Consider the following 14,920-nt stretch of genomic DNA (forward strand, 5'->3'; position numbering starts at 1 on the left):
GTATGGTTTAAATGAAGGTGATCTCTTTACTTGCTCTAGTGAGCATTTTTCTTATTAGTTGTTCAAATAATAACGAGACAGATCTCCTTGTCCCAAAGGATAAAGAAATTCACCAAGAGGCAACTAAAAAGGCCATTAAAGAGATTGAAAATAATAGTGTTGTCTTCTCCCAACAACAAGCAAACCATTGGAATGGGAAGAAGAAAGTTGATTTCAACAAAGATATTAAACCAATATTTGATAATCGCTGTGTTGTTTGTCACAGTTGCTATGATTCACCTTGCCAACTAAAACTAACTTCCCGAGAAGCCGTTGAAAGAGGTGCCTCTAAAGATAAGGTCTATATGGGAGAGCGCTTAATCGTTGCTTCGCCAAGCCGACTTTATATCGATGCAAACTCAACTAAGCAGTGGAGAGAAAAAGGTTTTTTCTCAGTTTCACATAAAAATCTTAATAAAAACGTCATAGCAAAGATGATAAAGTTAAAAGAGGTTGTGCCTCTTCCGGAGACAAAGATTCTTCCGACAAGCTTAGACTTCAGTCTAGAAAATGATCGTTTTTGTCCAAAAGAAGACGAATTTGAAAACTACGCGAAGTCTTCTCCTTTTGGAGGTATGCCATATGGCCTTCCAGCACTAACAAATAAAGAGAGTGAGCTAATTACAACTTGGATAGCCCAAGGCTCAAACTTCAACAAAGAAGCTCCCCTTTCAAGAGAAGAACTAAAAAAAATAAAAGATTGGGAACTTTTCTTAAACAAGAAAAGTAAAAAACATCAACTTATGGCGCGCTACCTTTATGAGCACCTTTACCTAGCAAATCTATATTTTAGTGAGAAAAATGAAACGAATTTTTATAAATTAGTAAGATCTAAAACACCAACTGGTAAACCAATCAAAGTCATTGCCTCTCGAAGGCCATTTGATGATCCAAAGGTTAAGAGAGTCTACTATCGACTAGTGAAACAGAAAGAGACAATTGTCGATAAAACGCATATGCCTTACCTCTTTAATAAAGAGAGAATGAATTGGTATAAGAAATTATTTATAACACCAAAGTATCAGGTAAAAGAACTTCCTAGCTACCGAGCCCTAGAAGCAGCAAACCCATTTTTAACTTTTAAAGATTTACCTGTTGAATCACGTTATGAATTTCTTCTTAAAGAGTCTCAATACACGATTTCTAACTTTATAAAAGGTCCTGTTTGCCGCGGTCAAATTGCCCTTAATGTAATTCAGGATCACTTTTGGACTTTCTTTGTAAACCCTAAGCTTTATAAAAACCGCAATAATTTTCCACTTACAAATGAGCTAGAGCGCATGAGTCTTCCTGCACAGTTTGCAAATGTGGGTGGTGTTCAATGGTTCAAGTATAAAAATGAAGAAGAAAAATATCTTAAAAAGAAGTCAGAATTTATCGATCAAAACTCCTCTATCCTAAATCTAAATTCTATTTGGAATGGCGATGGAAACAATCAGAATGCAGCATTAACTATTTTTAGACATTTTGATAGTGCGACAGTTCTGAAAGGACTTGTTGGTCAAAATCCAAAAACAGCTTGGGTCATTGATTATCCACTCTTAGAAAGAATTCACTACCTCCTGGTTGCTGGCTTTGATGTATATGGGAATTTATCTCATCAACTCAACACTAGACTTTACATGGATTTTTTAAGACTTGAAGGTGAATTCAACTTTCTAACATTACTACCTTCAAAACAAAGATTGGAAGAAAGAGAGCTATGGTACGAAAGAGCTTCTGATAGAGTTAAAGAACATATCGTAGGACGCTATGCTTGGATAAAGAAAGAGCCCGCAATCTCATATAAAACTAGAGACGCAAAGAGTGAACTATTTGAACTTTTAAAAAATAGACTCGCTCCTGCTTTAAATAAGAGGTTTGAAGTTAAAGATGATAATCTCAAAAGCTTAATGAATAACGAAGAAATGAAGAAGACTGCAGTTAATCTCTTTTCACAAGTATCTTTTATCTTGATTGAGGATACTAATGAAACATATACATTAATTCACAACAATGCTCACTACAATATCTCTCACCTCTTGAAAGAAGGAAGTCAGAGAATTACTGAAGAAGATAACTTCACTGTAACAAAAGGAACTGTAGGGAGTTATCCGAATACTATTTATAAACTTAAAAAATCTCAACTACCGAATTTTGTAAATGCAATTAAGAATACTACTTCACAGGCAGCTCATAGCAGGCTTCTTGATAAGTATGGTGTGAGAAGAAGTGATAAAAGATTTTGGCCAACACTAGATAAAATTCATGAAATAGCCTTTAAAACAAATCCTATTGAATTTGGTCTTTATGATTTAAATCGATTGGAAAATCGCTAAAGACATCAAAATTTAGTTAATTTTTTAAAGTAACTCTCCGACAGTTATGCCATGGATAAAGTATTAATTTCTTGGGCAGGAAACGATGAAGTCGAATCCTTCTCTCCGTACTGTGCAACTGTAAATAGAATTTTTTCATTTTTAAATATCGACTTTAAGTTAAAAACAGTCCATGTGAACTCTCAAATTCAGGGTGTGCCAGCTAAGATGAGCAGTCTTCCTGCTATTATTGATGGCGATAAGAAATACTTAGGCATTAGAAATTGTATCAACTACTTCAAAGACTTGCGTGGAGAATCTGAGCTTTTTCTTTTAAACAATGAAGAAGCGATGCAGGCCCAACTCTTACAAGATTGGTGTATAAATTCATTATGGGCAAGTATCGTTTACTTCTCATACAAAGATACAAAAGGACTTAGCGCTATGAAGAAAAAATTCGCTAAGCAGGCCAAGTATGTTCAAGATATAGATGAATCACCAGAAGATGTTATTTCGTCAGTAAAAGAAATTATAGTAAAGCGTATCTCAGAGTATGAAATCTTTCATAAAGATCAAGCATGTGCACTTGATTATTTTGAATCACAGATTACTCATATTAACGAAATACTGGGAACGAAGAATTTTATTTTTGGCAACGATATCAAGTATATCGATATATTACTCTATTGCCATCTGAATCGTATTCTCATTACTGGACTACCTCCTGCAGATCTAATTAAGCAGAAGTACCACCGTATCATCAGGTGGCTCCAACGAGTGGCCGCCCAAACACGTTCAAAAGATAATATCTACCCTACCCATCTAGAAAGTTAGCTGCAATATTTCAAATTATGCTCTTTTTCTATTAAACTTAGATAAAAGATTTTAAATGGAGACATTATGAAAAATATTGCCATCATCATGGCCATGGACTCAGAAGCAGCACCGCTTTTAGAGAAACTAGCTATCACAGATCAAGACAAAAAATTAGACCCAAATCTACCAATGAAATTATATCAATGTGAATATCACGGGCATAAGATTTCAGTTATTATAAGTGGTGAATGTAAGCACCATAAAGTGCAAAACGTAGGAACGTCTCCTGCGGTTGTCTCTACTCTTCTTGCGATCAGAGAACTTGGTGCAGAAATGATTATCAACGCGGGAACTGCCGGTGGCTTTAGAAAGCGTGGTGCAGAAGTTGGAGACGTCTACACGGCCGACACAACAGTTTTTCATGATCGCAGAATTCCTATTCCAGGATATGAAAACTACGGAATCTATAAGACAGCACATCCTATTGCTCAAGAATATGGAAAGCTTCTAAACCTAAAGACAGCAATTATTTCAACAGGAAACTCTCTTGATATGAGTGCTGAAGATGAAAAGTTAATTGAAACAAATCAAGCAGTTCTTAAAGATATGGAAGCTGGAGCTATTGGCTGGGTAGTTGATCAATTCAGTATTCCAACACTCTTTTTAAAGTCAGTTACTGACATTGTTGACGGAGAGCATCCAACAGAGGAAGAGTTCTTTGCCAATTTGAGATTAGCATCGGATAATTTAGGTAAGAAATTAATTGAGCTAATCGAAAAAATCTAAGGAGTGATTTATGAAATTACTAGCTGCTATGCTTTTTATCCTTCCAGCTTTAGCTGCACCATGTGCAGGACAAGAAGGTGAATATTGGATCAACAATGATGGAACACAAGGTGGATTCGTTGCTGATACAGCTTATGTATCAAAGAATGTTTATATTGGTGAGAATGCACAAGTTTGTGACAAGGCCCAAGTAACAGGATTTGCAAAAATCACAGGTAGTGCAATTATTTCAGACTACGCTAAAGTTTGGGGTAATGCTCACGTGTATGAGAATGCAAGAGTTTATGATGAAGCGTCAGTTTGGGATAATGCTGAAGCTTTTGGCGAAGCTCAAATTTATGGCTTTGCAGGACTTAAGGGTAACGTAAAAGTTTACGGTAAAGCTCGTATGTTTGATGCTACTTACTCTTCAGGACGTTATTACTAGGAATATATATGAGAAAAATCTTTTTATTTTCACTGTCTCTTTTTCTAATTGTAGGCTGTAAGGAACAAACACAAGTTAAACTTCGTGTAATTGAAACCACTGACCTACACGGTTACTACAAAGACTACGATTATTATAAGAACGAAGAAAGTAAAAGATTTGGACTTGTTAAAACGGCTACACTTATTAAAAAGTATGCCGCACAAGCAGATAATTATACGCTCATCGATAATGGTGATCTCCTTCAGGGGAATCCTATGGCCGACTTTGTGGCCACTCACGGAAAAGAAGGAGTTCACCCTGCTTTTAAACTCATGAATCATCTAAAGTATGACGTGGGTAATATTGGAAATCATGAATTTAATTACGGCCTAGAGTTTCTTGAGGCCTCTCTTAAAGATGCAAAATTTCCTTATATCAATGCTAACGTTTACAAAGACGAAAATGGTAAGCCAGCATCGCCTTACTTTAAGCAATATGTAATTTTAGAGAAAAAAGTTAAGGACACAAAAGGTCTGCCACATAAGCTCAAAATTGGATACATTGGTTTTGTTCCGCCACAGATCATGGTCTGGGATAAGAATAATCTTGAAGGGAAAGTCGTGGCCCGCGATATTATTGAAGTCGCAAAAGAGCTTACGGCGAAAATGAAAAATGAAGGCGCTGATGTCATCATCGCAATTCCACATTCAGGAATTAGTACAGATGAATACAAGCTTTATGCAGAGGACTCAGTTTACTACCTAAGTCGCGTTCCTTATATCGATGCCATTGCCTTTGGTCACACTCATGCTCTATTTCCTTCAAAAGAATATGAAGGAATTCAAGGTATTGATGCGAAGAAAGGAACAATTAATGGAGTCGCTGCCGTTATGCCTGGGAAATGGGGATCACACGTTGGAATCATTGATTTAAAATTAAACTTTGATGGAAGTAAGTGGCATGTGATCGATGGACAATCCTCAGTCTACTCGATTTATGATAAAGAATCAGATTCAAGTGTAAAACCTGATCTTGAACTTGCAGAAATCATTGAAGATGATCACCAACGAACAATTAAGCTCGCAGGTGAAAAAGTTGGTTTCTCTAAGGAGGAATTTTATAGCTTCCTCTCACTAATCCAAGATGATGCGGCAACACAGATTGTCTCTAATGCTCAAATTGATTATGTGAAAAGAGCAATACAAGGCGATGCTAATTTAAGTGGGCTCCCAGTATTATCTGCAGTTGCACCTTTTAAAACAGGTGGCAGAAAGAATGATCCAAATGGATACACAACTGTTGAAAAGGGAAATCTGACATTGAGAAATGCAGCTGATCTCTACCTCTACCCTAATATGCTCTACGCTCTAAAGCTCACAGGAAAAGAAGTTAAATTGTGGCTAGAGTGCTCTGCGGGGATGTTTGCTCATATTGATCCAAACTACAGCAAGGACCAACCTCTTCTAAACTGGGGAAGCTTTCGTTCATACAACTTTGATATGATTGACGGTCTAACTTACGAGATCAATATCACAAAGAGAAGACACTACGATGAAAATTGTAAGGTTTTAAATAAGGATTCATTCAGAATTGAAAACTTAAAGTATCAAGGAAAGGCCGTTACTGATGAGCAAGAGTTTATTCTTGCAACAAATAGCTTTCGTGCAACCGGTGGTAAATTTCCAGGTGCAGTAAAAGCCAATGTCGTCTTTAGTGCTCCAGATAGCAATCGCCAAGTTCTAATCAACTACATTAGAAAAGAAACGAAAGAAAAAGGTTTTGTCGATGCTCGTCCAAATGAGAACTGGAAGATCAAGCCAATAGCTAATGCAGACAAACTTAAGGTTTACTTTGAAACTTCTCCATCAGATAAAGCGACAAAGTATATTAAGAAGAAGTCAAAATTTAAGCTTAACCGTATTAAAGGCCTTGATGATGAAGGCTTTGCAAAATACTATATCATTCTTAAATAGACACACCGCTCTTAAAAATCACCAAGGCGTAAGTTATTGAATTTACGCCTTAACGTATTAATAATATGACATTTAAATCAAGATTAGATAAAATCTAAGGTCCGGGGATTATATTCTCAAACGATTTAAAAGGATTTTATATGTCAGTATACGTCAATAGAACATTAAATATGAAGAAGATCAAGGCCATTGGTTTTGATATGGACTACACTCTAGTTCGCTATAAAACAGAAGCTTTCGAAAAATTTGTTTTCGAACTTGTGCTTCAAAAATTAGTAGATGTAAAAAATTATCCAAAAGAAGTAACAGATTTAAAATTTGATTTTAACCAAGTTATTCAAGGTTTAATTATCGATCGTCTTCGTGGAAATATTTTACAAACAAACCGCTACGGAAAAGTAAAGATCGCAAAGCATGGTACAAAGCCAATGGACTTTCATGATCAGAATGAAATCTATGGGAATAGTATCATTGACCTAAACTCAGAACAGTATCAATCACTAGATACAAACTTCTCGATTTCAAATGGTGCAATGTTTGCAAACCTTGTTGATCTAAAAGACCAAGGCTTAAAACTTCCTGATTACGAAACACTATCTCACGATATCAAAGAAGTTATCGATATCGCTCACTCTGACAATTCTCTTAAAGGGTATGTCGAAGAGCATCTTGAAGACTTCATTATCAAAGACCCAGAAGTGGCAAAGCTGCTAGAAAGGTTTAAACGCTTTGGAAAGAAGTTAATTCTTATCACAAATAGTGAATGGTCTTGGACAAAAAGACTTATGGAATACACGATTAATCCATTCTTAAAAGAGCATGAGAACTGGACAGACCTATTTGATATTTCAATCTGTCTTGCATGTAAGCCAAGATTCTTTAACGTAAGCAATATGTTTCTAGAAATTCAAACGGATACTGGACTAATGACAAATGCAGAAGGTCCTCTAGAGCAAAACAAGGTGTACCAAGGTGGATGGGCCGGAAAATTACAAAAAGACCTAGGCCTTGAAGGTGAAGAGATTCTTTATCTTGGTGACCATATCTATGGTGATGTTCTTACATTAAAGAAAACTTTCAACTGGAGAACAGCTCTTATCCTAGATCCTCTTGAAGCAGAGATTGAAGCGATTAGACAGTCAACACCAACACAAGCTCTTATCGATGCTGAAATGGAACAAAAAGAAAAGCTAGAACATGAGCTAAATAAGCTAGAGCTTTTAAAGCACGAAGATCCAGAAAAATATAATAAAGAAGATATTGGAAAGATCTTTAGCGAAATTGATAAGATCAACTCAAAAATCTCTCTGCACTTAGATGCTTATCGCCAATTCTTTAACCCACACTGGGGAGAAATGATGAGAGCAGGGCTGGAGGAATCACGTTTTGCTGATCAAGTTGAAAAGTATGCATGTTTCTACATGGCAAAGATTACAGATCTTCTAGAGTACACTCCACGTACTTACTTTAGGCCAAAGAAAAGAATCTTGGCCCACGAAGATTCAACTATGCTTTAAATTTATATTGAACAAATTGTTGAAAGACACGGTAAACTTCATCACCGTATCCCCCGGCCATAACCCATGCTTGGGGGATACCTTTCGACTCTAATAATTCATTCATATACTTATCTCTTTCAAGACATTCTTCTAAACTTAGCTGAATTCCTTTAGCACTTTCCAAAATGTCTTTTTCATAAACATCTGCACCTTGAACTACAATACAAAGATCGTAATCTTCTTTGATAAAGTCCCCTACTTCTTTGAGTTTTACAAGATAGTCATCATCGGGAGTAACTGGGATATCAAGAGTGCTAGGAATATAACTTGAGTTAGTTTTATCAGGATTATCAAGTGGCCAACCATCCTTCATATGAATTGAAACACAATCAATCGACTCATCGTTGGCAACAATTTGTGCAGTTCCATCACCTTTATGAGCATCCATATCTACAACGAGACACTTACCAAGACCTTTTTCCTTTTGTAATTTTCTAATTGCGATAACGATATCGTTAAACATACAAAAGCCACCTGGCCCATCACTCTTTGCATGATGCATTCCTCCTCCTAAATGATAAGAGAAGCCCGATTCTAGAGCATTACAGGCAGCAAGGTATGTTCCTTCGCAATGAGAAAGAGCACGATTAATAAAATCACTTAAAGGTTTTACTGCAGCAGAAGGCTCGTAACGATGATAGCTTCCATCGTCATTAATAAGTTCGTAAGCTTCAAGAACAAGTCCAGTAGGATCAAGTTTAGTACGAGCACAAAAGTCGCGATCATGGGCAAGGGCCAAGTCACTTAAAAAGAAATGTGTTGATTTTCTTCTTTCAAGAAATGGAGAATTTTTGAATTCTTCGAGGATTTTGGTTACTCTCTCGTCTTTTAAAGGAACGCCAATACCATAGTCAGTATAACTTCCAAGGGAGTCTTCCATGTAATAGAGTCGACTTTTTTCTGGATGGTATTTCATATTCATTCCTTTATTAACGAAACTTAGCTTGCTTGATTATCCTAATATTATATAGTTATACATTAAAATGGCCTGTAAATCTTACAAATTTAAGAATGTGACAAGGCCCTTTGCTATAGTAATCTATTAGCTTTGCTATAAGTATACGATTTTTTTGGGAGATTAAATTTCATGACAAATAGGACAATCTGGCTTCGCCATGAAACAAAACCATTTGAGGAGCGTAGTGCACTTACGCCCCAAGCTGCCCTAATGCTAAAGGAGCTTGGTCATGAAGTAATTATTGAACGCTCACCTAGTCGTATTTTTAAAGATGATGAATTCGAAGCACTTGGCCTTAAGATGATGCCTACAAATTCATGGATAAACTTTGCACCGGCAAATGCTTTTATCCTTGGTTTAAAAGAATTAGATGTTCACACTTTTCCATTAACTCACAGACATATACACTTTGCTCATGTTTACAAAAATCAAACAGGTTCAAAAGAAATGCTTGATCGTTTTATTCAAGGAGATGGAAAATTATATGACCTTGAATACCTAACAGACCCTAAAGGAAAAAGAATTGCAGCATTTGGGAAGTGGGCAGGATTTGTGGGAGCGGCCCTAGGGCTTAAGAACTGGATTTGCCAACAAAGAGGAAAAGACTTTAATGATTGTGGCCCATTGAACTCATATTCATCTCAGCATGAGTTAATTAATGAGATATCAAAGGAGCTAGATGAGCTTGGTTCAAGGCCAAGAGTTCTTGTCATTGGAAACCGTGGACGTTGTGGCCGAGGAGCAAAAGAGCTACTTGAAGCTGTCGGTGTTGAAATGACTGGTTGGGGAAGGGCCGATACACAAGTGGCCAGACCAATTAAGCAAATTCTCGATTACGATATTCTAGTCAATTGTACTTTAAATAAAAAACCGGCCGAGCCATTTCTCAATTTAGAAATTCTACAAAATGAAAGAAATCTTTCTGTAATTTCTGATGTTAGTTGTGATCCTACAGGTCCTTGTAACCCTCTTCCGATATATCCTGATATTACAACAATTGATATTCCAACGTTTAGAGTTCAAGAGTTAGATCAGCTCTTAGAAGTTACTGCAATTGATCACCTTCCATCTCTTCTTCCAAGAGAAAGTACTGAAGAATATGTGGAGCAATTACTTCCTCATTTAATCAATTTACTTAATGGCGATATTGAAGATTCTCCGTGGGAAAACGCACTTGAGATTTTCTATCAAAAAACGATTGAGCTAGGCCTAGAGAAAAAGTTAGTCGAAGAGCCTCAGCTATTGATGTAATTTTCGATAGCTCTTACTTCATCGTAATTTTCAAAATTTTCGTATTTTTCATAGCCCTTAATAAGGTATTGGCACTTTTTTAAACAAAGCTGAGTTAACACTTCAATTCTCTCAGTTGAAAGCTGGCGATTTTCTTTGGCCCAGGCCATGGCCTTAACTCTCCAGTAATCCATTGCAAAGAACTTGAAGGATAATTGATCATCATGACCTGCATGCTTAATTACCAGAGGCTCATCTAAGAAGTCGATTTCATACAAAGAAGTTATCTTAAGCCATAGATCATAATCTTCGCACACAATAAAGCTTTCATTAAAACCATTCATCTCTTCAAATAATGTTCTTTCAAGTAAAACGCTTGAAGGTGAAATGACACAATTTTTTAAAGAGCGAATAAACATATCCCCTCCGACTTTTTGATGAGCTTTTTTTTGTTTTACAACTTCACCATCTCTTAGCCAAAGCTCCCCTGTATGGCAGAGGCGATGTTTTGAGCTATCTAGTAAGCTTAATTGTTTTTCAAGCTTGTCTTCTTTCCACTCATCATCAGAGTCAAGAAATGCGATATATTTCCCTGAAGATTTTTTTACACCTAGATTTCGAGCAGCTGAAACTCCTCTATTTTCTTGATAAGAATATTTTATGCGAGAATCCGAGTAGGACTCAACAGTTTGCTTTGAATTATCAGTTGAACCATCATCAATAACAATTAATTCAAAATCTTGAAAACTTTGTCCTAAAACAGAGTCAATTGCACGGGCCAAGAACTTGGCCCGATTGTATGTGGGAATGACGACACTAACTAACACTATTAATAATATCTTCTAGTACTTCTTTCGTAACTTTCTTCTCAAGAGAGTTTAGGACTCCATCTAATTGGTTATGATTTCTAGCACCACAAAGAACAGTGCTTAGTTCATCATGAGAAAGATTAAAGTGAATTGCAAAGTCTAAACCAGTAAGTCCGTGCTTTTCTAGTGTCGGTTGCATTCTTGCAACAATATCATAGCGACTTTCTTTATCCATGGCCTTCCACCATGGTGCCCATGAGCGGCAGTCACTTTTGTCAAATTTTCGATCCTTCGTCACTCGTCCAGTTAGGATTCCTTTATCAAGAGTTCCCCAGCTCATAAAACTCAAGTCATTTTCATTTACGATTGGGAAAATATCTTTTTTAACGTCTTGTTCAAAAAAGTTAAATTGTGATTGGATCACCTCAACTCGATCGACTTGTGACGCTAATTTAAACTCTTCGGCCGTTGTATTACAAAGTCCGATATGCTTAACTTTTCCTTCATGCTTGGCCTTTGCAATAACCTCAAGAGTTTTTCTGATATCCACTCTTTCATCAGGCCAGTGAACCATATAGAGATCAATATAATCTGAATTTAGATCTCTTAGTGATTGTTCAATCATTTTTTGAGTGACAACTGGATCATTAGTCATATCCACTCGTTTATTCTCGTGCCAAGTCACACCTGACTTAGAAACAATAAAAACTTTTTCACGATTATTTTTAAATGCTTCGCCAATTCTCTTCTCACTCTCACCAAAGCCATAAATCGGTGCCGTATCAAAGATCTTCACTCCACGATCAAAGGCGTATTGTAAAAGACTAATCGAATCTTCTTTACTAATATCACCAAATCCATAACCCGCGCCCTCTCCAGAGATACTGGCGCCACCAAAAGCAAATTGTCCAAATTGATCTAATATTTTCATAAGTCATGAATATCTATTTCGCCTAAATGCGTAAAGACTTGACGCACCGACAAGATAAACGTTATTTCCTAGTTATGGATTTACTTGTATTTGCCCACCGCGGCGAAGCTCAAACATTTTTAAAAGAGATGGATTTTAAATCACATCCAGACTTTAATGACCTCTACTTATGTGCAGATAAGAGCTACGGCTTAATTCTGACTGGAGAAGGCCCACAGAACGTTCTCATGGCCCTCACATATGCTATGGGTGTCCTTAAAAACCAGGCAATTCAAATAGGTCAAATCATCAATCTTGGAATATGTGCTTCATTTAATGCTGATCTTAAGCAGGGTGAGATTTTTGAAATCAGAACAATCTACGGGCAAGAGGAATTCAAAAGTTTTCAATGCCAACAAAGCTCATCTAAGCTAGATCTTATCACTGCAAATGAAAGAGTTCTTGATAGCGAATTAGCAAAATCACTTTCACACTTTGCCCCTTTGGCCGATCGCGAAGCATGGGCCATCGGTCTTGCTGCAAAAAAATTTCAAACACCACTTAGAGTTTTTAAATTGATTTCGGATCACGTCACTGATGCACCTATTTGTGAATATATAAAAGAGCATGCCCAGGATTATTCCCAAGAGCTTTACCGCTACTTTATTGAGTCTTTTACAAGTGAAGAAAAATTACAAAGTGACGATCTTGCTCTACTAAATGATGATGCATTTTACTTTACACTCTCACTTGAGCGCGAAGTAAAAAATCTCGTACAACAAATTCTTATTAAGTATGATATGAGTTTAAGTGATCTTTTAAACTTAAGCACATTTAAAGATATTCAAGCATTAGAGACAACCCCAAAGAAGAAGGCCCTCGAGCTTAGAGACTTCTTAAAAGAGAAACTCTATCCGACTCGTACTAAGATTATTAGACAACTAGATAACTTTATCAAAGGAACAGGACTTGATAAAAATGAATTATCTTATGACCCTTCTCTTGAAAAGGTTGTGCTAAACCTTAGAACTAAAATCAATTCTGAAAAAGAAGTCCTTGATCTACAAAAGAAGCTTTCAAAGATTGATTGGCAAAAATTCAACGCCCTTATGAATGGAGAAGAGCTTTGAAGATCGAGAAAATCTTTATCGAAGATTCAATTAAAAATTCTCTGATCTCAAATCAGCTTCCACTTAAGTTTCCAAAGGCTACAGTCCAAATAATCGAAAATTACGCTGATATTTGGGGCAGAGTTAAAAAGCCCTACTTACAAAAGAGAGATTCTCTAAATCTCTTTATTGCAAGAAAGCAAGGCCAACTTGTTAAAGAGGCTCCCAATGCCTACGGTATCTCAGGAGAGCCTCACTACTACTTTATCCACGCTTACAACTGTATCTATGAGTGCGACTACTGCTACCTTCAAGGTTATTTCAATACTCCTGACCTTGTTCTCTTTGTGAATCACGAAGAGATTATAAGTGAGATGCAAAAAATTGCTGAACAATCTGATGAGAATATGTGGTTTCACGCAGGCGAGTTTAGTGACTCTCTTGCCCTAACTCACCTAACTGGAGAGCTAAATTACTACCACAAATTTACAAAGAAAAATCCTCACTGCTACATTGAACTTAGAACCAAATCAGCAAATATAAAAGAGCTTCTAAAACTAGAGCCTCTGCCAAACTTCATCACTTCTTTTTCTCTTTCGCCAAAGAATAAGATTAAGTCTCACGACCTAAAGACACCAAGTCTTGCGGCCCGCCTAAAGGCCATTAAAAGCCTTTATGAAGCAGGTCACCCCATCGGTATTCACTTTGATCCTGTGATACACAGTGAAAGTTTTGAAAGTGAATATGAAGAGCTAATTAGTGAACTAAGCAGTGTGATTCCCTTAAGTAAAGTTGAGTATATTTCCATTGGTGTTGTACGCTTTACGAAAGATGTCTATTCACAGGTCAAGAAGAACTATCCACAAACAACATACTTCCATTCAGAACTTACTAAAGGTGAAGATGGAAAGATTCGCTATCCAAGACCAATGAGAATGTGGATATTAGGAAAGATTAAAGATCTTTGTCTTAAAGCAGGTGCCTCTAAAAAAAGTACCTATCTTTGCATGGAAGAGTAATTAATCATTTAGATATTCAGGATAACTAATATATAGAATTTCAATTACAGACGAAGAAAAGCCTCGTTGTCTTTCGCGGTAATTACGATAGATCTCTCCAGGATTAACAACCTTTGCCTTCTTATCTGAATCTTTCATTATCCCAACTTGCGTCGCGGCCATCTCATCATAAATCGACTCAAGTTCAGAAAAGTATTCGTCATTCTTGCTTGATAAACTTCCAAGGGCCTTTAATAGAGTAAGTGACATTAAGATATTATCTTGTAAGCTATCACTTTCAAGACTTACAACTAATTTATTAACCATACTGCCCACAATCTCGGCCCTTTGGTTGTCAGAAATTTTACCTTCACTAGACATTTCAATTAGTGTTTCAAATAGAACTGTAATATTTGATTGGCGACAAACAAGTGGAGCGCGCATAATCTTTGCCATATCATCTTCACTTATCTCATCAACACTATCCAAAGCCTCTTGAGCAAGTTCAGGAAAGCGTTTTGCAATAGCTCTACCTTCGATATTTATTAATAAATCCATCGCACGATTAAGGAGACTCAAAACATTGCCGTCTTCTTTTGCGTAAAAGCCAGAATTTGGATCTATGATTTGAGCAGGAGGCATATAATCATTATAAGTCTGTTCACAATCAATATTGGCCTTTCTAAGCTCTTCTATTGAACCACTCAGCTCAGAGAAAACACCATTGTCCATACCGAGCCCAACCAACGCAACGACCTCATCGTCAGATCTTTTATAATCACTCTTTTCATGAAATTGCTTTCGCGGGACAAACTTTTTCTTTGGTAATTCACGGTTAGTGAAGGCCACCGGAGCATTCTGTGAATACTGCTCTCTTAGGGCCTCAGGATGGTATTCGTCATTGTAGTAAGTATAGAAATAGTAACCGAGGGCCATTAAGACCAAGACTGACAAAAACAATAATATTCGTTTTTTCAAATCTCTTTCCTCGAAAAAAGTTCTAACTATCTAGAATTACATTTAATAA

General features: G+C 36.6%; 13 protein-coding genes. 9 read left to right on the forward strand and 4 right to left on the reverse strand.

Annotated elements, in window-relative coordinates; all coding sequences use genetic code 11:
- Positions 1–38 precede the first annotated feature (38 nt).
- From ABMA70_RS04375 to ABMA70_RS04400, 6 genes are all read left to right on the forward strand, one after another.
- Entirely contained in the window at positions 39–2,357 is a 2,319-nt protein-coding gene (locus ABMA70_RS04375; protein ID WP_392991344.1) for a fatty acid cis/trans isomerase, read from the forward strand.
- A 51-nt stretch (positions 2,358–2,408) separates the two neighbouring features.
- Positions 2,409–3,170 carry a glutathione S-transferase C-terminal domain-containing protein gene (locus ABMA70_RS04380; protein WP_392991342.1) on the forward strand — a complete coding sequence of 254 codons (762 nt, stop codon included), beginning with the start codon at positions 2,409–2,411 and terminating at the stop codon, positions 3,168–3,170.
- A gap of 66 nt (positions 3,171–3,236) precedes the next feature.
- Positions 3,237–3,938 carry a 5'-methylthioadenosine nucleosidase gene (locus tag ABMA70_RS04385; RefSeq protein WP_392991340.1) on the forward strand — a complete coding sequence of 234 codons (702 nt, stop codon included), beginning with the start codon at positions 3,237–3,239 and terminating at the stop codon, positions 3,936–3,938.
- Positions 3,939–3,948: 10 nt separating this feature from the next.
- Positions 3,949–4,365 (forward strand): hypothetical protein, encoded by a 417-nt coding sequence (locus ABMA70_RS04390; protein WP_392991338.1) that lies wholly within the window; start codon positions 3,949–3,951, stop codon positions 4,363–4,365.
- Between the two features lie 8 nt (positions 4,366–4,373).
- Complete coding sequence (locus ABMA70_RS04395; protein WP_392991336.1) at positions 4,374–6,320, forward strand: bifunctional 2',3'-cyclic-nucleotide 2'-phosphodiesterase/3'-nucleotidase; 1,947 nt, start codon at positions 4,374–4,376, stop codon at positions 6,318–6,320.
- A 140-nt stretch (positions 6,321–6,460) separates the two neighbouring features.
- On the forward strand, positions 6,461–7,837 hold the full coding sequence (locus ABMA70_RS04400; protein WP_392991334.1) for an HAD-IG family 5'-nucleotidase: 1,377 nt from the start codon (positions 6,461–6,463) through the stop codon (positions 7,835–7,837).
- Here ABMA70_RS04400 and ABMA70_RS04405 read toward each other — a convergent pair.
- Positions 7,827–8,795, reverse strand: coding sequence for a histone deacetylase (locus ABMA70_RS04405; protein ID WP_392991332.1), 969 nt, complete (start codon positions 8,793–8,795; stop codon positions 7,827–7,829). The two genes, ABMA70_RS04400 and ABMA70_RS04405, sit on opposite strands and share 11 nt — an antisense overlap.
- A 171-nt stretch (positions 8,796–8,966) precedes the next feature.
- Between ABMA70_RS04405 and ABMA70_RS04410 the strand changes: the two genes are divergently transcribed.
- Positions 8,967–10,088, forward strand: a complete 1,122-nt coding sequence (locus ABMA70_RS04410; RefSeq protein WP_392991331.1) for a saccharopine dehydrogenase — start codon at positions 8,967–8,969, stop codon at positions 10,086–10,088.
- On the opposite strand, the gene ABMA70_RS04415 is transcribed toward ABMA70_RS04410, so the two are convergent.
- Both ABMA70_RS04415 and ABMA70_RS04420 read right to left on the reverse strand, forming a co-directional pair.
- Entirely contained in the window at positions 10,073–10,894 is an 822-nt protein-coding gene (locus ABMA70_RS04415; RefSeq protein ID WP_392991330.1) for a glycosyltransferase family 2 protein, read from the reverse strand. The two genes, ABMA70_RS04410 and ABMA70_RS04415, sit on opposite strands and share 16 nt — an antisense overlap.
- Positions 10,884–11,807 (reverse strand): aldo/keto reductase, encoded by a 924-nt coding sequence (locus ABMA70_RS04420; RefSeq protein ID WP_392991328.1) that lies wholly within the window; start codon positions 11,805–11,807, stop codon positions 10,884–10,886. Before ABMA70_RS04420 ends, ABMA70_RS04415 begins: the two co-directional genes overlap by 11 nt.
- Before the next feature lie 74 nt (positions 11,808–11,881).
- Here ABMA70_RS04420 and ABMA70_RS04425 point away from each other — a divergent pair, with 74 nt between their 5' ends.
- Positions 11,882–12,916 carry a hypothetical protein gene (locus ABMA70_RS04425; RefSeq protein ID WP_392991327.1) on the forward strand — a complete coding sequence of 345 codons (1,035 nt, stop codon included), beginning with the start codon at positions 11,882–11,884 and terminating at the stop codon, positions 12,914–12,916.
- Positions 12,913–13,914 carry a radical SAM protein gene (locus ABMA70_RS04430; protein ID WP_392991326.1) on the forward strand — a complete coding sequence of 334 codons (1,002 nt, stop codon included), beginning with the start codon at positions 12,913–12,915 and terminating at the stop codon, positions 13,912–13,914. Before ABMA70_RS04425 ends, ABMA70_RS04430 begins: the two co-directional genes overlap by 4 nt.
- Here ABMA70_RS04430 and ABMA70_RS04435 read toward each other — a convergent pair whose 3' ends face one another.
- Complete coding sequence (locus tag ABMA70_RS04435) at positions 13,915–14,847, reverse strand: hypothetical protein (RefSeq protein ID WP_146037761.1); 933 nt, start codon at positions 14,845–14,847, stop codon at positions 13,915–13,917.
- Between the last annotated feature and the right edge of the window lie 73 nt (positions 14,848–14,920).

This window comes from Halobacteriovorax sp. XZX-3, from assembly GCF_043196495.1.
GTDB lineage: Bacteria > Bdellovibrionota > Bacteriovoracia > Bacteriovoracales > Bacteriovoracaceae > Halobacteriovorax_A.

Bases quoted from the DNA above. Each gene is read 5' to 3' on its own strand.
- ABMA70_RS04410 (WP_392991331.1), top strand. From the start codon at position 8,967: ATGACAAATAGGACAATCTGGCTTCGCCATGAAACAAAACCATTTGAG.
- ABMA70_RS04395 (WP_392991336.1), top strand. From the start codon at position 4,374: ATGAGAAAAATCTTTTTATTTTCACTGTCTCTTTTTCTAATTGTAGGC.
- ABMA70_RS04420 (WP_392991328.1), bottom strand. From the start codon at position 11,807: ATGAAAATATTAGATCAATTTGGACAATTTGCTTTTGGTGGCGCCAGT.
- ABMA70_RS04380 (WP_392991342.1), top strand. From the start codon at position 2,409: ATGGATAAAGTATTAATTTCTTGGGCAGGAAACGATGAAGTCGAATCC.
- ABMA70_RS04405 (WP_392991332.1), bottom strand. From the start codon at position 8,795: ATGAAATACCATCCAGAAAAAAGTCGACTCTATTACATGGAAGACTCC.
- ABMA70_RS04400 (WP_392991334.1), top strand. From the start codon at position 6,461: ATGTCAGTATACGTCAATAGAACATTAAATATGAAGAAGATCAAGGCC.
- ABMA70_RS04385 (WP_392991340.1), top strand. From the start codon at position 3,237: ATGAAAAATATTGCCATCATCATGGCCATGGACTCAGAAGCAGCACCG.
- ABMA70_RS04390 (WP_392991338.1), top strand. From the start codon at position 3,949: ATGAAATTACTAGCTGCTATGCTTTTTATCCTTCCAGCTTTAGCTGCA.
- ABMA70_RS04425 (WP_392991327.1), top strand. From the start codon at position 11,882: ATGGATTTACTTGTATTTGCCCACCGCGGCGAAGCTCAAACATTTTTA.